Annotated in this window: 23 protein-coding genes and 1 pseudogene; 8 read left to right on the top strand and 16 right to left on the bottom strand. The window is 66.2% G+C overall.

Features of this window, described 5'->3' with window-relative positions; all coding sequences use genetic code 11:
- Positions 1-12: 12 nt before the first annotated feature.
- The 6 genes from NA5_RS12965 to NA5_RS12940 form a co-directional block, all read right to left on the bottom strand.
- Positions 13-753, bottom strand: coding sequence for a hypothetical protein (locus NA5_RS12965; RefSeq protein ID WP_062985385.1), 741 nt, complete (start codon positions 751-753; stop codon positions 13-15).
- Complete coding sequence (locus NA5_RS12960) at positions 750-959, bottom strand: hypothetical protein (protein WP_063813343.1); 210 nt, start codon at positions 957-959, stop codon at positions 750-752. The genes NA5_RS12965 and NA5_RS12960 overlap by 4 nt, the downstream gene beginning before the upstream one ends.
- Positions 960-1109: 150 nt before the next feature.
- Positions 1110-2132, bottom strand: coding sequence for an FAD-dependent oxidoreductase (locus tag NA5_RS12955; RefSeq protein ID WP_062985382.1), 1023 nt, complete (start codon positions 2130-2132; stop codon positions 1110-1112).
- A gap of 75 nt (positions 2133-2207) precedes the next feature.
- On the bottom strand, positions 2208-3614 hold the full coding sequence (locus tag NA5_RS12950) for an amino acid permease (RefSeq protein ID WP_062985381.1): 1407 nt from the start codon (positions 3612-3614) through the stop codon (positions 2208-2210).
- Between the two features lie 70 nt (positions 3615-3684).
- Positions 3685-5058 carry an IS607 family element RNA-guided endonuclease TnpB gene (gene tnpB, locus NA5_RS12945; RefSeq protein WP_157110374.1) on the bottom strand — a complete coding sequence of 458 codons (1374 nt, stop codon included), beginning with the start codon at positions 5056-5058 and terminating at the stop codon, positions 3685-3687.
- 122 nt (positions 5059-5180) lie between these two features.
- Complete coding sequence (locus NA5_RS12940; protein ID WP_062985499.1) at positions 5181-6008, bottom strand: NADPH-dependent oxidoreductase; 828 nt, start codon at positions 6006-6008, stop codon at positions 5181-5183.
- Between the two features lie 111 nt (positions 6009-6119).
- On the opposite strand from NA5_RS12940, the gene NA5_RS12935 reads away from it, so the two are divergent.
- On the top strand, positions 6120-6884 hold the full coding sequence (locus NA5_RS12935; RefSeq protein ID WP_062985497.1) for a siderophore-interacting protein: 765 nt from the start codon (positions 6120-6122) through the stop codon (positions 6882-6884).
- A 60-nt stretch (positions 6885-6944) separates the two neighbouring features.
- On the opposite strand, the gene NA5_RS12930 is transcribed toward NA5_RS12935, so the two are convergent.
- Genes NA5_RS12930 through NA5_RS12920 form a run of 3 tightly spaced genes read right to left on the bottom strand, consistent with a single transcriptional unit; the run spans position 6945 to position 9683 of the window.
- On the bottom strand, positions 6945-8039 hold the full coding sequence (locus NA5_RS12930) for an ABC transporter substrate-binding protein (protein WP_245672210.1): 1095 nt from the start codon (positions 8037-8039) through the stop codon (positions 6945-6947).
- Positions 8000-8887, bottom strand: coding sequence for an ABC transporter permease (locus NA5_RS12925; protein ID WP_157110373.1), 888 nt, complete (start codon positions 8885-8887; stop codon positions 8000-8002). The genes NA5_RS12930 and NA5_RS12925 overlap by 40 nt, the downstream gene beginning before the upstream one ends.
- Positions 8877-9683, bottom strand: coding sequence for an ABC transporter ATP-binding protein (locus NA5_RS12920; protein ID WP_062985379.1), 807 nt, complete (start codon positions 9681-9683; stop codon positions 8877-8879). The genes NA5_RS12925 and NA5_RS12920 overlap by 11 nt, the downstream gene beginning before the upstream one ends.
- Positions 9684-9830: 147 nt before the next feature.
- Between NA5_RS12920 and NA5_RS12915 the strand changes: the two genes are divergently transcribed.
- From NA5_RS12915 to NA5_RS12905, 3 genes are all read left to right on the top strand, one after another.
- On the top strand, positions 9831-11531 hold the full coding sequence (locus NA5_RS12915; protein ID WP_062985490.1) for a sensor histidine kinase: 1701 nt from the start codon (positions 9831-9833) through the stop codon (positions 11529-11531).
- On the top strand, positions 11513-12187 hold the full coding sequence (locus NA5_RS12910) for a response regulator (RefSeq protein ID WP_062985378.1): 675 nt from the start codon (positions 11513-11515) through the stop codon (positions 12185-12187). The genes NA5_RS12915 and NA5_RS12910 overlap by 19 nt, the downstream gene beginning before the upstream one ends.
- Positions 12188-12311: 124 nt before the next feature.
- Positions 12312-12851: a hypothetical protein gene (locus NA5_RS12905; protein ID WP_245672209.1), complete on the top strand. Its 540-nt coding sequence runs from the start codon at positions 12312-12314 to the stop codon at positions 12849-12851.
- Between the two features lie 184 nt (positions 12852-13035).
- Here NA5_RS12905 and NA5_RS12900 read toward each other — a convergent pair whose 3' ends face one another.
- From NA5_RS12900 to NA5_RS12890, 3 genes are all read right to left on the bottom strand, one after another.
- Positions 13036-13770 carry an SDR family oxidoreductase gene (locus tag NA5_RS12900; protein ID WP_062985377.1) on the bottom strand — a complete coding sequence of 245 codons (735 nt, stop codon included), beginning with the start codon at positions 13768-13770 and terminating at the stop codon, positions 13036-13038.
- A gap of 151 nt (positions 13771-13921) precedes the next feature.
- Positions 13922-14359 carry a MarR family winged helix-turn-helix transcriptional regulator gene (locus tag NA5_RS12895; protein ID WP_062985376.1) on the bottom strand — a complete coding sequence of 146 codons (438 nt, stop codon included), beginning with the start codon at positions 14357-14359 and terminating at the stop codon, positions 13922-13924.
- Complete coding sequence (locus NA5_RS12890; RefSeq protein ID WP_062985374.1) at positions 14352-14786, bottom strand: SRPBCC family protein; 435 nt, start codon at positions 14784-14786, stop codon at positions 14352-14354. The genes NA5_RS12895 and NA5_RS12890 overlap by 8 nt, the downstream gene beginning before the upstream one ends.
- Before the next feature lie 179 nt (positions 14787-14965).
- On the opposite strand from NA5_RS12890, the gene NA5_RS12885 reads away from it, so the two are divergent.
- On the top strand, positions 14966-16015 hold the full coding sequence (locus NA5_RS12885; protein ID WP_062985366.1) for a Gfo/Idh/MocA family oxidoreductase: 1050 nt from the start codon (positions 14966-14968) through the stop codon (positions 16013-16015).
- 51 nt (positions 16016-16066) lie between these two features.
- Positions 16067-16867 (top strand): M50 family metallopeptidase, encoded by an 801-nt coding sequence (locus NA5_RS12880; RefSeq protein WP_062985364.1) that lies wholly within the window; start codon positions 16067-16069, stop codon positions 16865-16867.
- Between the two features lie 14 nt (positions 16868-16881).
- Here NA5_RS12880 and NA5_RS42175 read toward each other — a convergent pair.
- A pseudogene (locus NA5_RS42175) lies at positions 16882-17244 on the bottom strand (phosphatase PAP2 family protein); the annotation flags it as partial.
- 328 nt (positions 17245-17572) lie between these two features.
- Between NA5_RS42175 and NA5_RS41290 the strand changes: the two are divergent.
- Positions 17573-17794 (top strand): hypothetical protein, encoded by a 222-nt coding sequence (locus NA5_RS41290; protein ID WP_169811291.1) that lies wholly within the window; start codon positions 17573-17575, stop codon positions 17792-17794.
- A gap of 1 nt (position 17795) precedes the next feature.
- Here the strand turns inward: NA5_RS41290 and NA5_RS12870 are convergent, their stop codons facing one another.
- Together NA5_RS12870 and NA5_RS39240 are read right to left on the bottom strand one after the other, a co-directional pair.
- Positions 17796-18299 carry a gluconokinase gene (locus tag NA5_RS12870; protein ID WP_062985360.1) on the bottom strand — a complete coding sequence of 168 codons (504 nt, stop codon included), beginning with the start codon at positions 18297-18299 and terminating at the stop codon, positions 17796-17798.
- Positions 18300-18381: 82 nt separating this feature from the next.
- Complete coding sequence (locus NA5_RS39240) at positions 18382-18891, bottom strand: RDD family protein (RefSeq protein ID WP_169811290.1); 510 nt, start codon at positions 18889-18891, stop codon at positions 18382-18384.
- A 283-nt stretch (positions 18892-19174) separates the two neighbouring features.
- Here NA5_RS39240 and NA5_RS12860 point away from each other — a divergent pair, with 283 nt between their 5' ends.
- Positions 19175-20386, top strand: coding sequence for a serine hydrolase domain-containing protein (locus tag NA5_RS12860; RefSeq protein WP_084484083.1), 1212 nt, complete (start codon positions 19175-19177; stop codon positions 20384-20386).
- Here NA5_RS12860 and NA5_RS12855 read toward each other — a convergent pair.
- On the bottom strand, positions 20368-24309 hold the full coding sequence (locus NA5_RS12855; protein ID WP_062985355.1) for an nSTAND1 domain-containing NTPase: 3942 nt from the start codon (positions 24307-24309) through the stop codon (positions 20368-20370). The two genes, NA5_RS12860 and NA5_RS12855, sit on opposite strands and share 19 nt — an antisense overlap.
- Positions 24310-24338 lie beyond the last annotated feature (29 nt).

The following is a 24338-nucleotide window of genomic DNA, read 5'->3' as shown; positions in this document are numbered from 1 at the left end:
GCAACCGAAAAGCTATGGGGCACTCCGCGCGGCGATTTCGGCCAGGGCGCGGTCACGCTGCTCGGCGGGTAGGTGTTCGGCGGCGGCGCGGACGGATTCGACCGCGGATTCGGAGAGCGCGTTCAGTGTGCCGCGGTATTCCGACCAGAGGTCGTTTTCGGCGGTGGCACGCAGCATTTCGGTGAGCTTGTCGCGCGAAGCCAGGTTGACGAAGCGTTCCAAATGCGCGGGATCGTCGACGAGGTAGGCCGAGCGGACGAGTGCGATGCCATCGAGTGCTGATTCGGTGGCGCGGGCCGCAGTATCGGAGATCGAGACGACCAGATCACCGAGGGTGATCCAATCTTCGCGTGCCGCAAGCTCTTTGCCGACCGCGACAATGGTCGGCTCGGGCAGACCACCGATAATTGCGGCGCAATGGCGCGGATCGAGTCGGGCGGCGATATCGGCGAGGAAGTCGACCGGCAGGCGCTTGGCGACATCCACCGCGTGCGACGGATCGAGCACGCCCGACATCCGGGCCGCGAGTAGCGCACCACGGCTGCGCGCCACCATTTTCGCGGTGATGGGCGTCGGAATCACCTTGGACGCCTGGGCGACCCGCCGCAATCCGGCCTCCTGTCCGGCCACGAACAGATCCGTGACCTGACGGCGGAATTCCCGCAGATCCGCATCCGGCACATCGGCGAGATAGGCGAGCTGCTCGACCGGAACGCCCAGCGTCCGTGCGAGTTTCAGCAATTGCGCCGTCACAGTCCGGCCGCCTTCTTGACCGGGCCGCGCAGGAAGCGCGGCAGGAAGTCGAGCATGCCGAAGGCGGCGGCCTTGAGTTCTTCGGCCTCCCGCCATCGGGCATCGACGACCGCTTGGGCGAGCTCGGCTTGATGCTCCGGGCTCAGCGCGGCAATGCCGGGCGGTAGGTCATCGGATATCAGTTCCGCCAGCGTGTGCTCTGTCATGGTCGCCTCCGTCGGGCACATCGGTTTCATGATCACAGTGCGGTTCGGGGTCATCGACGCCGGTCGTGTACCGGTCTCAACGTCGGAGCATACGACCGAGTCGTCAACCGAGCGGTCAACGCCATCCGGACAGTCTCGCAGAAGCCGATATCAGAAGCGGCCCCGCCGGAAGGCCTCGGCGACCGCCGCTCGCTCGGTGCGGATCTGGCGGCGGCGGTTCGCCATGGTCTCGGCTATCGAGGTCTGCGCGACGAGTGCCCGGTAGAGGGCGACGGCGTCTTCGATCGCATCGCGAGCGCCCACACCCGCGGCGGGGCTGATGGCGTGATCGGCATCGCCACAAAGGATCACATCGTCTCGGGGCGGGCGCGGATGACTCAGCGGCACATTGCGGGCATTACTGACGTGCACCGTATCGGTGATCGAGAGCAGCGAGTCGATCAGTCCCGGAATGGCGGGCAGCGCGGTGTGGATCTGCGCCGCCCAGGCCTCGACGGGATGGAAACCATTGTCCGCCACCGGGATCGCCGGACGACGGATTCTGGCGAACCACACCGCCGTCTCGTCGTTCCACAAGTGCCCGAAGGCGTCGGTCGGCTGGGCGTTGCCGGTGCGATGGAAGTGCAGCACCGATTCTTCGGTGGGCAGGGTGATCGGGGTCGTGGTGACCCCGTAGATGACGACCTGACCCGCGTAGACCGCGGGCCGGTCGGGTTCCAGGCGGGCGCGCACGAGCGAGTCGATACCGTCCGCGGCGATCACCGGGCCGTCCGGTGTCACCGATTCACTTGCGAGCCTGAGGGTTCGGCTCTCGATGTCCAGATCGGTCACCGGACGGTCGTAGTGGAACTCCGCGGCCGTGGCGTGGGCGAAATCGGTGAGCACTCGTAGCAGATCCGGGCGGAAATAGAGCCGCCGTCCGGCACCCGGTTGGGCGCGATACCCGGTGAGGCCGTGCAAACCGAGCGCGCGCACCTCATACGAGGCGGCGGATAGGTCATCACGGCCGATCCCGAGTTCAGCCAGCGCCGCATGCGCCCGACTGTCGAGGGTGAGAAACGCACCGGCGTCGACCGTGGACCGCCGCTCGTACACCGTGGTCGGAAGTCCCGCGCGCGCAACGGCTCCGGCGAGTACCGTGCCCGCGATACCGCCGCCGATGATCGTGACCATGTGCCTCCTCAGGCCGGTGCGGTCCGCTGTGCGGACCCACCCCGTCGGTGCCATCCCCCTATGCCACCGGTTCGGTTACCGCGCTGCCTTGCCGAGCTTGGTCATCGCCAGATAGCCGCCGCAGACCAGCACACCCCAGACCGCTCCGACGATAATCGCGGTGCGCCCACTGTCGGTCCAGAACAACAGGACGACAACCAAACCCAGGAAAGCCAACGCCAACCAGGTGGTGATCGGAGCACCCGGCAGGCGGTAATCGCTGGCGGGCAGTTCACCACGGCCGACCTTGGCGCGATAGATCAAGTGGCACACCAAGATTACGCCCCAGACGAAGATGATGCCGATGGTGCTGACCGAGGTGATGTAGTTGAACGCCTTATCCGGCGAGACCACATTGACGATCACACCGATGACCATCGCCGCCGCCGAAGCGGTGATGCCGACATATGGCACCGCGCGCGAACTGAGCTTGTTCAATCCCGCGGGCGCCTCCCCGTGCAGCGACAGGGTGCGCAGCATGCGGCCGGTGGAGTAGATCCCCGAATTGCACGACGACAGCGCCGCGGTGAGAAGTACGAAATTGATGATGCCCGCCGCGCCCGGAATGCCGATCTGCTGGAATACCTCGACGAACGGACTCTTGCCCGCGTGGAAGTTGCGCCAACTGGCCACCGACATGATCACCACGAGCGCGCCGACATAGAACAGCCCGATGCGGAACGGCAGGGTGTTGATCGCCTTGCGCAGCGTCTGGCGCGGATCCCGCGCCTCGCCCGCGGTCACGCCGACCAGCTCGACGCCGACGTAGGCGAACAGCACGATCTGCAGCACAAGCAACGACTGTCCGAAACCGTTCGGGAACACACCGCCGTCGGCCCACAGGTTGGTGACCGTCGGGTTGGCGGCTTGGCCGAAGCCGATCGTCAGCACCCCGATGCCGATCAGGATCATCGCGATGATCGCGGTGACCTTGATCGCGGAGAACCAGAATTCGCCCTCGCCGAACAGCCGCACCGAGATCAGGTTGGCGCAGAACATGACCGCCAACACCACCAGCGCGGTCAGCCACGGCGCGATATCGAACCAGTACTGCACATACTTCCCGGCAACGGTGATCTCGGCCATACAGGTCGCCACCCACACCGCCCAGTACGACCATCCGGTGACGAATCCCGCGAAGCGTCCGAGGAATTCGTGCGCGTACTCGGCGAAGCTGCCCGAGATCGGCCGATAGGTGAGCAGCTCCCCCAGCGCCCGCATGATCACGAAGATCGCCAGACCCGCCGCGAGATAGGCCAGGATCAGTCCCGGCCCGGCCTGCTCGATCGCGCCGCCCGCACCATAGAAAAGACCCGTGCCGATCGCCCCACCGATCGCGATCATCTGAATGGTCCGCGGGCTCAGCCCCCGGGAATACCCCTCTTCACCGGATAGGTCAGTGGGCGCCGAATCAGCTTGTAGCTGACGGTCGGAGGCTGTCATGGATCCTGCGGTCCTTCCGTTATCAGAGTATGTGCGTGAGTTGCACGTTCGTCGGTAGTCGCGTGATTGCTCATGCTACGTTCACCTCGGGGGTGTTCCCGTGGCGGTGGCCGTTGCCAACGAAGCTGGTCTTACCTGGCCTTCCATCGGGCTCGTTTTTCGTCGCCCCGCAACTCGGGGAGGACGCGCTGTGGGGGATCCGGCTCGCGAGCGCGGCCAGATTCCGGGCGGCATTCAGGTCGCGATCCGTGCGATAACCACACGCATCACAGCAGAACAGTCGATCGCTCAGGCGTAGTTTGGCTTTCACTACGCCACAGGCATTACAAGTTTTCGAGCTCGGATACCAACGATCGGCAACGGCGACTACCCCACTGCGCCACCCCATCTTGTATTCCAGCTGGCGGCGCAGTTCGGCCCACCCGGCATCGGCGATGCCTCGTGCCAGCCGCCGGTTGCGTAACATACCGGCGACGTTGAGGTCCTCGACCACAACAGTGCCGAAACGGTCGGCCAGCGCGGTAGTGAGCTTGTGCAAACCGTCCGCGCGGCAGTTCGCAACTTTCGCGTGCAGTTTGGTGATCTTGGCGTTGGATTGCTGCCAGCGTTTCGACGGCTTGGTTCCGGTACGCCTGTCCGGACCACGGCGACGGGCAGCCTCGCGCTGCAGTCGCCGTAGCGCGCGTTGCGCGTGTTCGAGATGGCGTGGATTGGCAACCATGCCATGGCAGTCCGAGATGCCGGGGACCGGTTGCGACAGCACCGCCAGATGCGTGATCCCCAGATCCACACCGACCACCTCGCAGTGTTCCGGTGGTCGGACCTCGTGGCGCTGGACTTCGACGGAGAACGACACGAACCAGCGACCCCGCGTAAAGCTCACGGTAGCCGACCGGATCCGGCCCGTCCCGCGCTCCAGGTGCCGGGCCGGCTTCCGGGTCGACTCGTGTGTGCGGATCTGGCCGATCCTGGGCAACTGCACATGTCGGCGGTCGGTATCGACCAGGCCGAACGCACCGGTGGTGAACCGGCACGACATCGCTGAACGCTTAGATTTGAACCGCGGGAAACGCACTCGCGCCCCACCGCGGTTCCCGGATCGAGACTTCGCCCAATTCGATAGCCCCGCAGCCAGATTCGCCAGACCCGAGGAGTACGCCTCGTTGGAATTCTCCCGCCACCACGGCGCAACGATGTCTTTGGTCTGATTCCACCCGTGCCGCAAACCGTACGCCGACCAGCCCACCAGCGGCGTCAGCTCGTCCTCGCCGAGACCGTAGGAGCGCTCTGCGGCGCGCTGGTCGAGATTTGCCTTCACCAATCCCAAACGCCAATTGAACGCCTTGCGCTGCGCCCCACAATGCGACCGCAGCATCGCCTCCTGCTCGGGGGACGGATCCAACGCGAACCGATACCCCTGCAACACCGTCATATCCCCCGTCACGCCACCACCATGGCATAGACCACTGACACACGACGCATCCACACCTGAACGCACTCAACGCGCGGCAATTTGCACCCCGCGAGCTCGAGATCCTCTCCGCCGCGCGATCCGAACCACACCGCTCAGTGCAGGCGGAAGCCGTGATTCGTCAGGGACTCGCGGAGCCGGTGGCGGCCGTTGAGGCTGGCGGCGGAGGCCAAGCGGGTCAGGACGCGCTCGGTCCAGGAATGCGAGAGCTGCTGTTCGGCGTAGAACTCGGCGATGCGGTTTTCGTAGGCCGAGATGTGGGGGCGTTGAGTGGGCAGGTCGTAGGTTTCGTGGTGCAGGACGGCCGGTTGCGGCAGGCGTGGTTTCACGCGGGCGTCCTCAGTCGGATCCGGGTGTCCGACAACGAGACCGAAGACGGCGAATACCTGCTCGGGCAGTTTCAGTTCCGCCGCAACCTGTTCCGGATTGTTGCGGATCGCGCCGATGTAGACGGTCCCGAGGCCGAGGGATTCCGCGGCGACGAGGGCATTCTGCGCGGCGAGTGCGGCGTCGATGAAACCGACGTAGCTCGATTCGAGGTAGTCGGCTCCCGCCAGCGGCGCTTCGCGGTCATCGGCGAGTTGGCGCAGCCGGGCGAAATCGGCGGTGAACACCAGGAGCACCGGCGCCTGTTCGATATGTGCCTGCCCACCGGCCAGCGCGGCGAGGCGGGCCTTGCGCGCCGGATCACGTACCGCGATGACGCTCCACACCTGCAGATTCGAGGAGGTCGGCGCGGACTGGGCCGCGGAGATGAGCAGGCGCAGGGTGTCGTCGGAGACCGGATCGGGGAGGTAGCGGCGCACCGAGCGGTGCTGGTGCAGCACCTGCAGCACCGGATTCCACTCGGCGGGCTCGGTGGGATTCGGATCCCGATAGCGCTGCTGGACGGCGTGGGCGGCGCTCGGCACGGTCTGTGTCATGCCGATCATCCTGTGACAGGTACGGCGCGCGCGTCTGCGGTAACCCTCAGCATGAACCGAACCAGGTACGGTTGGTAAGGCAAGCCTAATTAGCAATTAGTGGAGGTTACCTTGGCACGACCCCGCACCACCCTGACGGTGCAGCGCACCGAGCGGCTGACCCCGCATCTGATCCGGGTGTATTTCGGTGGACCCGGCTTCGCCGCGTTCCGGCCGAGCGAGTTCACCGACTCGTATGTGAAGTTCATTTACCCGCGCGACGGGATCGATGTGCTGCGCACCTATACCGTGCGCTCGGTCGATCCGGATGCCGGTGAGCTGGCCGTGGACTTCGTCTACCACGGCGATGAGGGCATCGCCGGTCCGTGGGCCGCCTCGGTGCGCCCTGGTGACACCATCGACTGCTTCGGACCGGGCGGAGCCTATGCGCCACGCACCGATGCCGACTGGCATCTGCTGGCCGGTGACGAGGCGGCGCTGCCCGCGGTCGCGGCCGCGCTGGAGGCGATGCCCGCCGATGCGGTCGGGCAGGCGTTCGTCGAGGTCGCCGGACCCGATGACGAATTGAAGCTGGACAAGCCGACCGGCATCGAGCTGACCTGGCTGCATCGCGGCGTACGCGAGCCGGGCGATGTGCTGGCCGAAGCCGTGCGCGCGGCGACCTGGCGCGAGGGCCAAGTGCAGGTCTTCATCCACGGCGAGGCCCGCGCCGTCATGCAGGACCTGCGCCGCTACATCCGCCGCGAGCGTGGCGTCTCCGCTGAATGGGCGAACTCGATCTCCGGCTATTGGCGGCGCGGGCGCACCGAGGAGGGCTTCCGCGAATGGAAGGCCGAATTCAAGGCCACGGACACCGAGGACGCACCGACCAGGTGAACGGCCGAAATCCCATGGCGATCGGATGTTCGCCGGTCGCCATGGGATTTCGTGGTGTCGCTACTGCTGATTCGCGCGCAGCGCCTCCTGCACGAACTGGGTCGTGTAGGTCTTGGACAGATCGATGCGGTCCTTGACGGGCGCCACATTCTTCGAGTACTTGCCGAGCACGTTCAGCACATTCTCGGCGCCTTCGGATTTCATCAGGCCGGTGCCGTTGAACATGCCGATCGAGTCGCGGATGGACTGGACGTAGAGATCCCGGCCCGCGCTGGCGTATTGCGAGGGCATCTTGTCGGCGATCTCCTGGGCGGTGTGGGTCTTGATCCACTGCAGCGTCTGCACGAAGGCGGTCGCGATCTTCTGCACGATATCCGGATGCGCGTCGACGGTGTCGCAGCGCATGTATAGCGAGGATGCCGGATACAGCCCGCCCAATGCCGCCCGGGTGCCCTCCTCGGTACGCATATCGACCAGGATCTTCGCGTCACCGGAGTTCACCATGGTGGCGACCGTCGGGTCGGTGGTCATGCCCGCATCGATCCCGTTGTGGTTCATACCCGCGATGAAGGTCTGTCCCGCACCGACTTTCACCCGCGTGTAGTCTGCGGTGGTCATACCGGCCTGCCCGGTGAGCGCCTGGGTGAGGAAGTCGGTCGAGGAGCCCAGCGAGGTCACGCCGAGGTTCTTGCCGCGCAGATCCGCCAGTGAATTGATACCGGCCGCGTCCGCTTTGGAGACGAGCTCCACTTCACCTGGCACATCGGCGAATTGGACCACCGATTTCAGGCACTGCTCCTTGGCCTGCAGGTCGATGGTGTGGTCGTAGAAGCCGACCACGGCCTGCACATCGCCAGTCAGCAGCGCGGTTTCGGCGCTCGCGCCGGACTGCTCGCCGAGCAGTTTGACGTCGATATCGTTCTTCGCGAAGAAGCCGAGCTTCTCGGTGAGCATGGCGGGCAGGTAGATCACCTTCTCCAAACCGCCGACCATGATGGTGATCTGGGGTCGACCGTTGGCCATCGGAATGGTTCGCGAGTCCCGGCAACCGGTCGCCAGCAGCAGTGCCGCGATGACCCCGACAATGATCGCCAGATGTTTGACGTATCGCATGATCAGATCCCGTGGCTCGAAGTCGCCTGCGACGGACGCCATTTCAGTAGTCGGCCCTCCGCCGCACTGATCGCCCATTCGGCCAGCAGCGCGATGACGGTGATGATGATCATGCCCGCGTAGATACCGGCCGAATCGAAGGTGCCCTGTGCATTGCTGATCAGCAGACCCAAACCCTTGCTGGCACCGGCATATTCACCGACGACCGCACCGATCAGCGCGAAGCCGAAGGCGGTGTGCAGGCTGGACAGGATCCAGGTCGTCGCGCTCGGCAGCACGATCGAGCTCAGCACTTGACGCTTGCTCGCACCGAGAATGCGGGCGTTATTGATGACATTGCCGTCGACCTCACGCGCACCGGTGAAGGCATTGAAGAATACCGCGAAGAACACCAGCACCACGACCGTGGCGACCTTCGAACTGAGCCCGAGACCGAACCAGATGATGAACAGCGACGCCAGCACGATACGCGGAACGGCGTTGAGCGCCTTGATGAACGGCGCGAGCACCTCGGCCCAGTACCGGCTGCGGCCGAGCAGCGTGCCGAGTACGACACCGGCCACCGCACCGATCACGAAGCCGAGCACCGCTTCCTGCACGGTGGTGTACATCTGCAGCCAGATCGAACCGAATTGCGTTCCCTCGGTGAACCATTCGACCAGCCGGTCCCAGATCAGCGACGGCTTGGAATAGAAGAACGGGTCGATCCACAGCGTGGCGGTGAGCTCCCACGCGCCCAGCCACACCGCGATCAGCGCGATGCGAAGGCCCCAGGTGCGCAGCCGGTTGCGCCGGAGGTTGGTCCGCACGCGCGCGAGAATCTGCTCCTCGGTTTCGATTTCGACCTCGGGCGCGGACTTCGCCACATCTTCGAGCACGTTATGCGACACGGGAGGCTCCCTTGCCTCGGGCTGCCTCGACCTGATCGCGCAGCGTTTCCCAAATTTCCTTGTAGATATCCCGGAACTCGTTGGTGAGCCGGACCTCCTCGACATCGCGCGGACGATCCAGCGAGACCGGGAAGTTGCCGCAGACCGTGGCCGGGCTGGCGGTCATGACGACGACCCGGTCGGCGAGCACGATGGCCTCCTCCAGATCGTGGGTCACGAAGATGACGGCCGCGCCGGTGCCCGCCCATACGCGCAGCAGTTCGTCCTGCATGAGCTGCCTGGTCTGCACGTCCAGCGCGCTGAACGGCTCGTCCATCAGCAGGATCTCGGGATCGTTGACCAGGGTCTGCGCCAGTGCGACGCGCTTGCGCATACCGCCGGAGAGCTGATGCGGGTAGTAGCTTTCGAATCCGGCGAGACCGACCTTGCGCACCCAGCCGCGGGCCTGTTCGCGTGCTTCGGCCTTGGACTTGCCACGCAGGCGCGGGCCGAGGGCGACGTTATCGATCACGCTCTTCCACGGCAGCACCGCGTCCTGCTGGAACATGTAGCCGATGCCGTCCGGGATGCCGTTGACATCCTTGCCGCGCACCAGCGTCCGCCCGGCCGAGGCCGGTTCCAGCCCGGAGACCAACGACAGCGTCGTCGACTTTCCGCAACCCGTCGGGCCGACCACGGCGACGAATTCGCCGGGTTGCACCGCGAGGTCGAGATTGCGGACGGCGGTGTGGATTCCGCCGCCGGTGCCGGGGAAGCGCTTCGTCGCGCTCCGCAGCTCGATGAGTGGTTCGGTCATTTTTCTTGCTCCTAGCGGATCAGGTAGAGCGAACCTACGTGTGCCGGGTCACACTTCGAGGCTTATGCGCACAACCGGCGCAAACGAGGCGATTCGAAGGTTGTGCGCATTCTGCTCACGCCCGTCTGCGTGGTTTATGCTGCGGAAATGGCCAGCGACGGCAGAGCACAACGGCGCGCGACCGGACACTTCCGGTTGCGCACCCAGGTGCTGCTGCTGCAGATCGTGATCGTCTCGGTGACCCTCGGCGCGGCCTTCGCGGTATTCGGCTACGTCAGCGGCCAACGGCTCAACGATCAGTACGGCCAGCGCGCGCTGGCCATCGCGCGCAGTATCGCGGCCGAGCCGGTGGTGCGCGAAGAGGTCGCCCGCTACGCGCCGGGCACGGTGACCCCCGAGCTGCGGGCACAGCTCACCGTGGGGCCGCTGGAGCGGATCGCCATCGATACGACGGATCGCACGGACGCGCTGTTCGTGGTGATCACCGACGATGCCGGAATCCGATTGGCGCATCCGGACGAGGCACGACTGACCGAACATGTGAGCACGGATCCGTCGGAGGCGCTGGCGGGCCGAGAGGTGATCGTCAAGGAGCGCGGCACGCTCGGACCATCGGTACGTGCGAAAGTACCTGTGGTGGCGCTTGATTCGGATCGCATCGTCGGAGCGGTGAGTGTCGGCATCTCGACCACCGCGATTCGCGGGCAATTGCTCTCCGATCTGCGCACCGCGGCACTGTTCATCGCCGCGGCGCTACTGATCGGCATCGCCGGTTCGGCATTGCTGGCATGGCGATGGCGCGGGTTGACGCTCGGACTCGAGCCCGCCGAACTGGCCGAACTCGTCCAAGGTCAGGCGGCGGTGCTGCACGGTATCGGCCGTGGCGTGCTCGCCGTCGATTCGGCTTGGCGCACAACGTTTGTCAATGACGAGGCGCGGCGGCTGCTCGGGATTAGCGCCGAGATCGGCAGGCCGGTCGACGAGATCGGTTTGACGCCGCGGGTGCTGGAGGTTTTCCGTGCGCTCGACGAACAACCGACACCGGCCACCATCGGCTCGCATATCGTGGTGGTCGCGGCCCGGCCGGTCACCCGTGATGGACGCGATCTCGGCGCCGTGCTCACCGTGCGCGATCGCACCGATGTCGAGGCGCTGACCCGCCAACTCGACGCCGTGCAATCGATGAGCACCGTGCTGCGCGCCCAGCGCCACGAGTTCTCCAACAAGATGCATCTGCTCAGCGGCCTGCTGCACGGTGGACGCACGGAGGAGGCGTCACATGTCATCGATGAGCTGATCGGCGCGGGTCCACTCGGCGCGGCAACACCGGGCATCGATGCGATCCACGACGCGTATCTGCAGGCCTTCCTCGCGGCCAAGGCCGCGCATTCGCGCGAGAGCGGCGTCGAACTCGTACTCGGCCCGAATACCTGGGTGGACGGCAATCTCGCCGAACCCGTCGACGTCACGACTGTGCTCGGCAATCTGCTCGACAATGCGATCGAGGCCGCCCGGATCGCCGACAATCCCACCAAGCAGGTGGAAGTCGAACTGGTGCAGGAGGATTCGACGCTGCACATCACTGTCGCGGACAGCGGTGACGGTGTCGCACCCGAAATGATCGACACCCTGTTCACCGAGGGCACCTCCACCCGCGAGGATCACGGCGTACCGGGCGGGCGCGGCGTCGGCCTCGCGCTGATCCGCCAGATCGCCCGTGCGCACGGCGGCGATGTCCGGCTCGCCAGTGCGCGCGGTGGTGCGCCGCCGCTCACCGGCGCCGAATTCATCGCCCGAATCCCCGGAGTACTGGTAGACAGCGAGATGCCATGGCCGCAACAGATCTGACCGTGCTGGTGGTGGACGACGACTTCCGAGTGGCCAATCTGCACGCCGGAATCGTCGAATCCATCGCCGGTTTCACCGTCGCGGGTACCGCGAACACCCTGGCTGGCGCGCGAGAAGTCAACGACGTCAACGCGATCGACCTTGCGCTGGTCGATGTCTACCTGCCCGACGGTTCGGGCATCGATCTCGTGCGCGAATTGCACTGCGACGCCATGGTATTGAGCGCCGCCACCGAAAGCGACACCGTCCGATCCGCATTCGCGGCAGGAGCGCTCGCGTACTTGGTGAAACCCTTTCCACACACCATGCTCGCAGCCCGCCTGGCCGGATATGCCCGCTACCGCCGCACTCTCGCCGCACCCCAGATCGATAACGCTGCCATCGAGGCCGCACTCCAAGCGCTGCGCCCGACCTCGACGCCCGCCGCGGCCACCGTCATCGCCTCCCCCACCAAAGACCTTGTCCTGCATACGATCCTGGAGGCCACCGTACCTCTGTCCGCCGCCGAGGTGGCCACCGCCATCGGCATCTCCCGCGCGACCGCCCAGCGCTACCTCGCCACCCTGGTCGCCGCGGGCACCGTCCAGATGCGTCTGCGCTACGGCACCACCGGCCGCCCGGAACAGGAGTACACCGCCGTACCGCGGCGCCGCTGAATCGCCCTGTCGATCTCGACCGAAATCGGAGACACTAGCATTAGGCGTGCCTAACCTTAACCAGGTTCGGTGAGTTGTGTGAGTGAGGATCGACGATGCAGGGCCGTGATGTGGAGCGGGACCGATGACGGCGCTGATGGGTGGGACGCGAACTCGGCGCGGTTTCGCGATTCGGACCGTGGCCACCTGCGCCGCGCTCGCCACGGCGATCTGGTTGTCGACCCGATTGCACTGCGCACCGGCGCTGCATCACGCGGCCTTGCTTATCCACTTGGCCTCGCTGGTGCTGGGTTTCGGCGCGGTGCTGGTGGTGGACTATTTCGCCATAGCCTGGGTTCTACGCCGCACATCCCTGCGCGAAATGCTGACCGTCGCCGATCGCCTGCAACTGCCCATCTGGCTGGGCGTCATCGGCTTGGTGGCCAGCGGCGTACTCCTCGAACCGAATATCGCCAACCACACCACCCAGACCAAAATGGCGCTGGTCCTCGCCCTGACCCTGAACGGCCTACAAGCATCCGCCTTCACCGATCGAGTCGCGGCCCGCGGCGGCATCCTCGACCGACCGTTGATCGCCCGTGGTGCGCTCACGCTCGTCATCTCTCAGGCCTGCTGGTGGGGTGCGCTGTGGATCGGCTTCTGGAACACCACCAACCACGCGTAATCCTCAGTCGGTACCGCTGAGCGCTGCTGGCTGCGTTCGCGGCTGCTGCGGCAGTCGACCACCACCCGCATGCCCCGCGATCCAGCAACCGGGCAACGGCCGCGCCGATGCCTCTGCTCGCGCCGGTGATAAGGGCGACCCTGCCGTCCCGGGCGACGGTTCGTCGTGCTGTCTCCCACTGTTCTCAGCGCGACCGCAGCCAGTCGCGAAAGTGGGTGGTGCCCAGGCGGGTGCCTTCGGGCGGGATGAGCGCATTGCCCTTGACCGCGGCGAAGAGGCCGGCGGTCTCGTCGGTTACGACGCGGCGGCGGTCCCCTTTGGCCGCCAGAACGACGCGGCCCAGGTCGTCGAGGGCGTAGATCTCCGGACCCGCGATGGCGCGAATACCGTGCAGTGGCGGGCCGACGGCGACCTCGGCCACGGTGGCGGCGACCTCGGCGGAGCTGACGGGCTGGATAGCGGTGCTCGGCAAACGCACGGCATCACCGTCTGTGGTCCACTCCAGTGCTGCCACGACGAACTCCATGAACTGGGTTGCGTGCACGATCGAGTACGGGATCGGCCCGGCCCTGACCAGGTCTTCCTGCAGCGTCTTGGCCTGGTAGTAGACGAGTCCGGGCACTTGATCGACGCCGACGATCGACAGTGTCACGATGTGCCCGACGCCCGCCGCCTGCGCCGCGGCCAACAGGTTTGGCACCGAAGTCCGGAAGAAATCGGCGGAGGCCTCGTCGAAAGTCGGTGAGTTGGCCACGTCCACCACGACCTCGGCGTCGCGCAGTGCCTCGTCGAGCCCGTCGCCCGTGATCAGGTCGATGCCGGTCGAGCGGGAATGCCCGGCGGCATCGTGTCCGGCCGCAGTAAGTTCGCGCACCACCTGAGAGCCGATGAGGCCGGTGCCGATGACCGAGACTTTCACGAAATCTCCTCTCCGCCGGGCACCCGCCCAGCAAACCGGGATTCGTTGCATCCAAGATGCTACGCGCTGGCCGCGGCGGTACATCAGCAAACTCCGAGAAACACACATCGGCATCGGCATCGGATTCGCTGAGCCTCCAGCACCCGGTCGGTCAATTACCAATACGTTGCGCTGCAATGGATTTGAGGCGATCGCGGAGGGCTTCGCTGTCGGGTCCGAAGATTTGTTCGTCGGTGTCCACGACGATGCGGATGGCGCGGCGGGCGAGGGTGCGGCCCTCGGGGCTCACTTCGATGCGGAGGATGCGGGCGTCGTGGGGGTCCGGGCGGCGAGCGAGGAGGGCGCGGTCTTCCAGGACTCGGATTACGCGGGAGCCCATCATGCGGTCGGCGCCCGCCATATCGACCACCTGTTGTTGAGTCGGTGGTTCACCCTGCCTGCCGAGCCAGCCCGCCGAGGCGAGCAGATTGAATTGGGTGAGGGTGAGACCGAGGGGGCGCAGGTTGCGCTCGACGGTGGCGCGCCATTCCAACGCCGCGTGATGCAGCCAGAAGCCCGGACTCATCAGCGGGCCTTGCGGTTCAGCCACGTTCGGCTCCCAGCCGTCGCGCTTCGAGTTCCAGCGCCGCGATGGTCAGCTGCATATCGGTGCGAATGCCGCGCTCCCAGATCAGGCGGAAGATCGGCCGGAACGGGCCGTGTACCTCCATCCGCTTCGCGACACGCACGGTTCCGTCGCCGAGCGGTTCATAGGTGTAATGGCCACGGATCTTGCCGAACGGAATCCCGGCCTCACTGGTCCACGAACGTCCCGACTCGACGGCGGTGATGGTGAACGGACCCGCCGGCGCGCCTTTGGGTTTCACCCATCCGGCGGTTCCCGGCGCGAACGGTCCGTCGATCCGAGCCTTCTCCTCGTGCGGATCCCACGACGGCCAGTTGGCCACATCGGTGGCGGCCTGCCAGATCTCCTCGATCTCACCGGCGATAACGGCTTCTTCGTAAATCACGTACATCGGAACACTCCCTGATTGCTACGGGTTGTTGTTGCGACAACGATATCTGTTGTCGCAACAACAAGTCAACAGGTGGCTGCCCCCGGTCGGCCGCGGGGCGTCATCCGCAAACGATTCGCGTCATCGGATCCCGGTCGAGAAAGACCTCCCGCGCCCGGCTCACCGGTAGCGTCGGAGCGATGAGCAGCTTGCAGGTCGCCATTGTCGGGTACGGATTAGCTGGATCGGTATTCCACGCGCCGCTGATCGCTGCGCAGCCGAGGATGCGGGTGGCGACGGTGGTCACGCGGTCATCGGAGCGGGCCGAGCAGGCGCGGCGCGAGCATCCCGGGGTGCGGGTGCTGGCGAGTGCGGAGGAATTGTTCGCCGATATCGCGGGCCTCGATCTGGTGGTCATCGCGACGCCGAACCAAACACATGCGCTGCTGGCGCGACAGGCGCTGGACGCCGGGCTGTCGGTAGTCGTCGACAAGCCGTTCGCGGTGACTGTCGCCGAAGGCGAGGATTTGATCGCGCGAGCCGAGCGCGCCGGGCTGGTGCTGTCGGTATTCCAGAATAGGCGCTGGGACGGTGATTTCCTGACCGTGCGGAAACTGATCGCGCAGGGGCGGCTCGGTGCGGTGCGCCGTTTCGAGTCCCGGTTCGAGCGGTGGCGGCCGGTGCCCAAGGGTGGCTGGCGCGAGGTCGGTTCCGCCGAAGAGGGTGCCGGACTGCTGTTCGACCTGGGCAGTCACCTGATCGATCAGGCGGTGACGCTGTTCGGCCCGGTGCGCACGGTGTACGGCGAGCTGGACCGGCGACGGTCGAATATCCAGACCGATGACGACGCCTTCGTCGCACTCACCCACACCTCCGGCGTGCGATCACACCTCTGGATGAGCGCGGTAACGCCACAGCTGGGACCACGTTTCCGAGTGCTCGGTTCCGAAGCCGCTTACCTCACTTACGGATTGGATCCGCAGGAGGAGGCACTGCGGTCGGGTCGGCGTCCGGGTGATGGCCCTTGGGGCACAGTCGAACCCGAACGGTGGGGTGTATTGGGCGCGGAACCCGGCCTCGAACCGGTTCCCACGATCGCGGGCGACTACCCCGCGTTCTATGACGCGACGGCCGCCGCCCTCCTCGACGGCGCACCCGTTCCGGTCGACCCACGCGACGCCGTCACGACCTTGCGATTGCTCGACGCGGCCCGCAAATCGGCGGATCTCGGCGAGCTCGTCACCATCTGACCGGCTCGCGACGACTCGGCGAAGCTCGCCGCGGCCGGATAAGGTGCGGCGGTGCAAACAGCGGAATTCGTCGAGCGCGGCGCCTCCATCGCCGACCGGCTCACCACAACCCAGGCCGCGCCACCATGGTGGTTGGTCGTCGCAACCGCAGCCGCGGCCCTGATTCTGATCGGATACAGCCCGCTGTGGCGGATCACCCGCAATGTGGTCACCATCGCGCACGAGGGCGGACATGCGCTCACCGCGCTGCTCACCGGCCGCAGGCTCAACAGCATCACACTGCACTCCGACACCTCCGGCCTGACCGTATCGAGCGGAAAACCCTACGGCCTCGGCATGATCCTGACCGCCATGGCGGGATATCCGTCGCCACCGCTGCTCGGTCTCGGCTTCGCCGCGCTGCTCGGCGCCAACCGGATCACCCTCATGCTCTGGACCGCGATCGCCCTGCTCGCCGCCGTCCTGATCAAGGTGCGCAACGTCTACGGACTGCTGACGGTATTCGGTTTGGGCGCCATCGTCTTCGCGGTGTCCTGGTTCGGAACCGATACGGTGCAGGCCGGTTTCGCCTATCTCGGCGCGTGGTTCCTACTGCTCGCGGGCACCCGGCCGGTGATCGAATTGCAGCGCGGGCGGGTTCGTCGCTGGAATATGCCGCAGGGCGCGGATTCCGATGCCGATCAGCTCGCCCGGCTCACTCACATCCCCGCGCTGCTGTGGGTCTTCGTCTTCGGTGCGATCGCGGTGGCCGCGCTGGTCGGCGGGGCGCTGCTGCTGTCCGAGGCCGCGGGTGTCTGCATTCCCAACGTCTCCGGCGCGGAGTGCACCACACCGGCCCTGCCCACCAGATAGGTCCGGTACGCCGCCAGACACAGCACGAGCCACAGCGCTCCGATACTCCAGCCGCCGAGCACATCGGTCGGCCAGTGCACGCCCAGATACCAGCGGGAAAGGCCAACGGCCACAACGAATACGGCCGCGACGGTTACGCCGATGCGGCGGGCGGCCGGGCGGTGTAATCGCGAAAGCACCACCGCGGCAACGAGTCCGATCACCACGATCGATCCGAGACTGTGTCCGGATGGAAAAGCCTGATTGGTCTCGGTGACGAGACGATCCGCCTCGGGCGGGCGAGTACGCCCGACCAGATGTTTGCCGACCACGACGAGCACGCCCGCCCCCACGCTGGCGACACCGACCAGCACCACCTCCGGCCACCGCCGACGCATGGCCAGCGCGATACAGAGCACCACCGCCACCGCGGTCATCGCCAGCGTGCCGCCCAAGTCGCTGATCCCGATCGCAATCGGTGTCAACAGCCCGTCCCGCTGCTGGACCACCCAATCGGTCCCCGGCTGATCGATCGCGGTGACGCCGTCGCGCTCGAGCACGCTGCCGGTAATGGCGAAGACCATCGCGGTCAGCACCACGATGTTCCGGACCGGTAGCGGATGACTTGTCATGTCTCCACCATGCCAGATTCGCAGCTGTGAGATTGCTGAGTGTCCGGCCGAGGATCTACCGGAAATACCGATGCCATGTCGTAGGGTGTTGGCCGTGAATCGATGGCCGGACCACGCCAGCACCGGACCGGACGAGCACTCGCCGGTGGCGGAGTTGGCTCGCACCGTGATCGACGCGATATGCGACACCGTCGCGGGCTGGCTGCATCCATTCGCGGGTGCGGCGACCGTACCGCTGCTCCTGCTGACCCCTCTGCTCATTCTCGGCGTGGCCTGGCTGGCGACCCGAGTCGTGCGGCGACGCACGAATACCTGAGTCAGCTCGACTGCCAGGCGGTTACCGCCTCGCGAACCAGTTCGGCGGGATCCTTGGTCGCATCCACAGTGATGCCGAATTCATCCGAAGCCAAGGGCTGCAAGGCGGCGAGCTGCGAATCGAGCAGCGTCGCTGGCATGAAATGGCCACGGCGAGTCTGCATTCGGCGCGCCAGTTCCGCGCGTGATGCGTACAGATGGACGAAGTACGCCTCGGGTGCGGCCGCGCGCAGCCGATCGCGGTAGCTTCGCTTGAGCGCCGAGCAACTGACCACCCCGCCGCGCTCGCGCCGCTCGCCCAGCCACGCCGCCACGATATCGAGCCACGGGGCGCGATCCGCATCCGTCAGTGGCACACCTGCCGCCATCTTCTCGATATTCGAAGCCGGATGGAAAACGTCACCCTCGGCATATTCGACCCGCAGCGTCTCGGCAAGTAGCGCGCCGACCGTGGACTTTCCGCATCCGGAGACGCCCATGACAACCACGATCGGCCGATCTGTCATGCCGTCTCCCTCATCGAATCGCCGCGCGATGCCGGTGCCATACGACCTCCACTCACGACGCCGACCCTATCGGTAGCCCGCGCTAGCAAACCGCGAGAACGAAAGTCTTGGCAACCTTGTCATGCCAACCTTGCCGGGCGACATGATCGAAATACGGCGACACCGCACAGACCACCCCCCAGATACCGCACAGCAGGCTCGGCACGACGAGCGTCGCCCAGCGGATCAAGGCCGCCGCGCCGCCGATGCCTTCGCCGGGCGCGTCGGCGGTATCGATCCGCGCGACTCGAATGCCGAGCGCCTTCTTCCCGAAGGTCGCACCCTGGGTCGCGGTCAAGCCGACCTCGTAGGCAATGCAGGCGAGCAAGCCGAGTGCGACAACCAGCAGCGCGGCCCCCATGCCGAATTCGGAATCGGTATCGGCGGGGAATTCGCGCGACGAGTCCGTGCTCGTGATCACGACCGCGGCCACAATGCCGATCGGTATGCCGATGATGACGGTATCGATCAGCCGCGCGCACAGCCGGGTCCGCATACTCGCGAGCCGATACCGACCGGAGGCAATGGTGAGGTAGGTACTGGACGTGCTCAAGTATTCCCTCCGGTGCGTGGTTGATGGCGCTCGCGGCCGCGGCGGGAACAGGAGTCGTACCCGCCGAACTCCCCTCCACATGGCCCGGCCGACGTGATTCCTGTTCCCGCTCGACGACCGGACGGTATGCGGCGGCGGAAGGACGCAGCTACCGATCGGCATGCCGAGTGACGCATCCGCGCAGTTCACGGGCACCTACCGGAATTCCGGACCGGAATGCCGGTAGGTCAAAGTGGTTGCGGTAGCTTGTGCCTCGGAACACCGCGCATGCCGCAGGAGGGGAATGACTGCCATCAGGGGGATGGTCGCCGCTGTGCTCGTCGTCTTGGCAATGCCCGGCATCGCGCGGGCCGAGGAACCGATCGATATCTTGCAGGCGGGCGCCGACGCCGGTGTCGCGAGTGGCTATCCGGGCGTCATCGGACTGATCCGCAACGGTTCCGAAACGCGCTACGCGCACGCGGGCTACGGCGAGCTGTCCACCCGCACCCCCGCCGATCCGAAGGCGCGGTTACGCATCGGCAGCTTCACCAAGGCGTTCGTCGCCGTGGTCCTGCTGCAGCTGGAAGCCGAACATCGACTGTCCCTCGACGACCCCATCGATCACTGGATTCCCGAGGCGGTGCCCGGCAGTGCGGGTATCACAGTTCGCCAGCTGCTCAACCACACCTCCGGGCTGCCGGAATACACCGACGATCCCAGGATCTCGCTGCCCTATATCGCCGGGCTCGAGAGATGGCCCGCGTGGTCGCCCCAGGCGGAGGTCGATATCGCGCTGCAGCGGGGCCGGACCGGGGCGCCGGGCGCGGGGTTCTCCTATGCCAATACCAACTATGTCCTCGCGAGCATGGTGATCACCGCCGTGACCGATCGACACACGGCGGACGAAGTGCGCGAACGCATCATCGAACCACTACAGCTGCGCGACACCAGCTTTCCGGTCACCGACCCGAACCCGCACGGCAACTGGCTGCACGGTTACACCTGGCAACGCGATATCTCGGTGGCCGATCCACAGATCTATGGCGCGGCGGGCGCGATGATCTCCACCCTGGACGACTTCGCCACCTTCACCCACGCGCTCTACTCCGGACGACTGCTGCCACCCGCGCAGCAGACCGAGCTCACCACCACCGTGCCGACAGCCGATGCGGGCAACGGCTACGGACTCGGCGTCCTGCACGCGCAGGCACCCTGCGGTCCGGTCTGGACCTACCTGGGCCGCACGCTCGGCTACGACAATCGGCTCATCGCCAGCCCGGACGGCAGCCGCATCGTGCTGCTCACCGCCAACGAATTCCACTACCTCGCCGACAACGCCACTGCCGCAAGGTTTCTCGACGATGCCGCCACACGAGCATTCTGCGCGCTGTCTTCACCCACCCCGCCGTCTCCGCAAGCTCCGCCGACTGCCATCCCCTTTTCTTCACCCACCCCGCCGACTCCGCAAGCTCCGCCGACTGCCATCCGCTCTGATCAGCAGGGCGGGCGATAGGCCATTCGCGGCACATGCGCCTGCCACACCTCGCGGGTCAATACCGCGCGACCGACATCGCAGATCCGCGCGATCGCGTGCTGCGGATCCAGATCCCACATGCTCATCACGCCGTTGCCGGTGCCGACCAGATAGCGGCCCGCCGGATCGAAGGCCAGCTGCCAGCTCGTCGTGCTCGGCACGGTGATCGAATGTCCGAGCGGTTTCGGATGCGCGCGGTCACGGAAATCCCAGATCCGCACGGTCGAATCCGCGCTCGAGGTCGCCATGGTCGCGCTGTCGGGACTGAAATCGACGGACAGGATATTCAATCCGTGCGTCGCTATCGGCTCGCCCAATTTGCGCACCTCGGCGGGATCGGAGATATCCCAGGTCTGCAGGGTGTCGGCCGCGAGACTGACCAGCGTCCGATTGTCCGGTGTGACGCCGATCCAGCCGAACGGTTTGGTCGGCTCGCTCGGAATCTCGCTCAGCACATGGGGTTCGGCCGGATTCGACAGATCCCAGAGCCGGATGACGTATCGATCCTGGCCGGTCTCGGTCCGATCCAAGGACATGGTGGCCATCAGCTCGTCCCCGACGCTGTACATGGCGAATGCGCCGCCGCCGGTGGCCAGCGGCATCCGGCGACCGAGCGGCACCGGATGGGCCCGGTCGACCAGATCCCATACCTGGAAGGACCAGGCCACATCGTCGGCGATGGTCCACAGATAGCGACCGCCCGGACTGAACATGGCGGCGAAGATCACGGGCAGTTCCGCGATCGTGTGCGCATGCGCTGGATCGCTGAGGTCGTGCAGGAGCACGCGCGGCGGCGAGCCGACCGTCGAGGCGGCCGTGCGTCCGTCTCGGCTCAGCGCGGCTCCCGCCGCGTACAGCTCGGTGGGACCGGGGCCGAGGTCGGCGAGTTTGCGCAATTCGGCGCGATCACGCACATCCCACAGCGCGACCCGGCCGTTGATCGCGCCGGTCACCATGGTGCCCTCGGTGCTGAATGCGGGCGGCACCGGCAACCACCCGAGCCGCCCGGGCAGCACGGCGGGCGCCAGCGACCAGATCCGGACCACCCCGAGCGCGCCCGCGGCCGCGACGGAATGGCCGTCCGGACCGAAGGCCAGCGAGTTCTGCGCGTCCTGACAGACCAGCATGGTGCTGACCTCGGGACACGGTGACGACGATGCCAGCAGCGGTTCGCCGAGCGGCCTCGGATTGGCGCGGTCGGCGATATTCCACACCGTGACGCCATTGCGGTTGCCTGCGGCAAGGGCGTCGCCGTCCGGGCTGAACGCGAGCGAGCGCACCGCCGAGTTCGCGGCCGCGAGCAGCGAACCCCGATAGACCGGCCGGACCGGATCGGCGATATCCCACAGTCCGACGGTGGCATCGCCGGTATTCTCCGCCCACGGCGAATCGCCGCCACTGCCGACCGCAAGGGTCGCACCGTCCGGGCCGACCGCCACCGCCCGCACCGGCCGCACCGGAATCGGGATCGGCGCACCCAGCGGTGTCGGGGCATCCCCGATGGTCCAGAGTTGGATCGCATCGTCGTAGGCGACGGCGAGCCAGGATCCCTTGGGATGGAACGATATCGATCGAGTCGGTTGCGGAATCGGCAGCGCGGCACCGATTTTCGTCGGCGTCGCCGGGTTCTGCAGATTCCACAGCGTGACGGTGCGATTGTTGTCGGCCGCGGCGAGCACCCGTCCGTTCGGACTGAAGACCACCCGCGATACGTCCCCGGCGATCGCGGCCGCCGCCGGGGCCGGATGTCGCGGATCCTCGACATTCCACAGCCGTAGTGCCTTGCCACAGGCCCCCGCAAGGAGCTTGCCGTCGGGGCTGAACGAAACCGAGGTCGCCGGGGTGTCACAGTTCAATGGCGTGCCCATGGGCTGTGGACGCGCACGATCGGTGAGATCCCACAGCCGGATCGTATGGTCCTCGCCCGCCGAGGCCAGCATGGCGCCGCCCGGTTGATACACAACCTGGTCGACCGCGCCGATATGGCCGGACAGCGGGGTGGCCAGCGGCAGATTCTGGGTGCTCAGCAGTCGCGAATTCACGTCCGGGTCATCGGGCTCGAGGCGATGGGCGACCAGGGCGAGTTGGGCCGACAGGGTGGGATCGGTCGAGCGCAGGCTCTCCGACTCAGCGAGCACCGCCGAAAGCAGGGCATTGTCGCGTTGTTCGTCCTTCAGCCTGACCTGGCCGTAGGCGGCGATGCCGAGGACGAGCACACCGACGCCGAGCAGAGCCAGTACCGCACGCGTGGCGGCGGCCCAGCGGCGTGACTTCGTTCGGGAAGTCTCTGCCGCGGTGAGGAATTCGGTCACCGTTTCGGTGGCCGGATGCCGGTCGGTGGCTTCTTTCGCGGTCGCCAACCGAGTGCCGCGGTAGAGCAGGGCCGGATCATTTCCCGAGGAGGACCAGTCCGCCGCATCGGCTTCCAGCCGTTGGCGCAACAGATAGCCGACGCGATCCTCCTCGATCCAGGCCCGGAGTCGGGGCCAGGCGCGCAGCACGATTTCGTGGGTGAAGTACGCGCTGTCGGCATCGGAGGTGACCAGTCTGGCCCGGACCAGCGTTTCCAGCACCGCGTCGGCAGCCTCGGAATCCACTGCGCGGGTGATCAATTCAGCGCGCACGGCGCGACGTCTGGTGTCGTGACCGTCGCGGCCGACGCTGACCAGGCTCAGCAGCAGCGGTTTCGCCTCGATCCGCTGGGTGACGGTGAGTTCGTCCCAGGCCTGTTCGGCCGTTGCCGCGACCGAACCCGTAACCCCGCCCGCCTTGCGATAACCCGCGACGGTCAGGCGTAATCGTTCCCGATGTTCCCAGGTCGCCGCCATGACATGGGATAGCAGCGGCAGTGCGCCGGGATCATAGCTGCGCCGGTGCTGGTGGTCGCCGAGGCCACAGAGTTCGGTGACCACCAGTTCGACCAGGCCTGGTTCGAGTTCGAGTCCCGCCGCCGCGGCCGGGCCGGCAATGGCCTCGGACAGTTCGCTCAAGCGCATCGGGCCGAGGACATAACCCCGATTGTTCAGTACTTCTTCGAGGATCGGAAAGTCGAGGCATGGTGCGTAGAAGTCGGCGCGCACCGCCAATAGCACAGTAACCCAGCGCTTTTCGTGTGGTGCGGCCAGATCCGCCAACGCGGTGAGGAAATCCTCGCGCTCCTGCTCGTCCTGGCAGGCGGTGAACAATTCCTCGAACTGATCCACGATCAACAATCCGTATTTGCCGATCGCCCAGTCGTCATCAACGGCTTCGGCCAGCGCGGTCCGTGGTTGCGCACCGGGGGTGACAGTCGTTATCCGCCAATCCCTTTCGACCTTCCGAACCGCCGGGATCAACCCCGCGTGCAGCATTGAGGATTTACCCGCCCCCGATGCGCCGACCAGAGCGACCATGCCGCCCCCTGGCTCATCGAGGGTGCCGAGCACCAGTTCGGTGAACTCGGTGGTGGCACGGCTGCGCCCGAAAAACCATGCGGCATCGGCGGATTGATATGACGTCAGCCCCCGATAGGGACATACGGCGGTGGCCGGATCGTTCTCGGGTTTCCAAGTGACGGCCGCCTGCCACAGCCGCCGCCATTCCTGTAGATCGACCAGTTCGCGCTGCATCGGCGCGGCCGACTTCTTGGCCAGATCGATCAAGGTGAGCACGATCGGCAGCAGCGTCTCGAATTGCGCGGGGACATTGCGACCCGAGCGCCAGTCGCTGATCCGCTGCAACGATGCGGTACTGCCCTTGGTCGGTCCGCGGGTGGCCTTCATCCGTGCCTCGGCGGCGCTGGCCACCTGCCGCAGTTTCGGATTGCCCGCGGCATCGAACAGGCTCATCAGACGTTGGGCGAATACCGATCTCGGCGAAACACCCCTGCGTAGATCGGATTCCGATTCGACCGCGCCAACCACGGGCCAATGATAAGCGGCGGCGAATCAGA

It is taken from the genome of Nocardia anaemiae NBRC 100462 (assembly GCF_001612725.1).
Taxonomy (GTDB): domain Bacteria; phylum Actinomycetota; class Actinomycetes; order Mycobacteriales; family Mycobacteriaceae; genus Nocardia; species Nocardia anaemiae.
The sequence above is the reverse complement of the archived record's forward strand: the minus strand, read 5'-3'. Positions and strand labels throughout refer to the sequence as shown.

Coding starts and splice junctions, on each gene's coding strand:
- NA5_RS12960 (WP_063813343.1), bottom strand. CDS start 959: ATGACAGAGCACACGCTGGCGGAACTGATATCCGATGACCTACCGCCC.
- NA5_RS12955 (WP_062985382.1), bottom strand. CDS start 2,132: ATGGTCACGATCATCGGCGGCGGTATCGCGGGCACGGTACTCGCCGGA.
- NA5_RS12950 (WP_062985381.1), bottom strand. CDS start 3,614: ATGACAGCCTCCGACCGTCAGCTACAAGCTGATTCGGCGCCCACTGAC.
- NA5_RS12940 (WP_062985499.1), bottom strand. CDS start 6,008: ATGACACAGACCGTGCCGAGCGCCGCCCACGCCGTCCAGCAGCGCTAT.
- NA5_RS12930 (WP_245672210.1), bottom strand. CDS start 8,039: ATGGCGTCCGTCGCAGGCGACTTCGAGCCACGGGATCTGATCATGCGA.
- NA5_RS12920 (WP_062985379.1), bottom strand. CDS start 9,683: ATGACCGAACCACTCATCGAGCTGCGGAGCGCGACGAAGCGCTTCCCC.
- NA5_RS12915 (WP_062985490.1), top strand. CDS start 9,831: ATGGCCAGCGACGGCAGAGCACAACGGCGCGCGACCGGACACTTCCGG.
- NA5_RS12910 (WP_062985378.1), top strand. CDS start 11,513: ATGGCCGCAACAGATCTGACCGTGCTGGTGGTGGACGACGACTTCCGA.
- NA5_RS12905 (WP_245672209.1), top strand. CDS start 12,312: ATGACGGCGCTGATGGGTGGGACGCGAACTCGGCGCGGTTTCGCGATT.
- NA5_RS12890 (WP_062985374.1), bottom strand. CDS start 14,786: ATGTACGTGATTTACGAAGAAGCCGTTATCGCCGGTGAGATCGAGGAG.
- NA5_RS12885 (WP_062985366.1), top strand. CDS start 14,966: ATGAGCAGCTTGCAGGTCGCCATTGTCGGGTACGGATTAGCTGGATCG.
- NA5_RS12870 (WP_062985360.1), bottom strand. CDS start 18,299: ATGACAGATCGGCCGATCGTGGTTGTCATGGGCGTCTCCGGATGCGGA.
- NA5_RS12860 (WP_084484083.1), top strand. CDS start 19,175: ATGACTGCCATCAGGGGGATGGTCGCCGCTGTGCTCGTCGTCTTGGCA.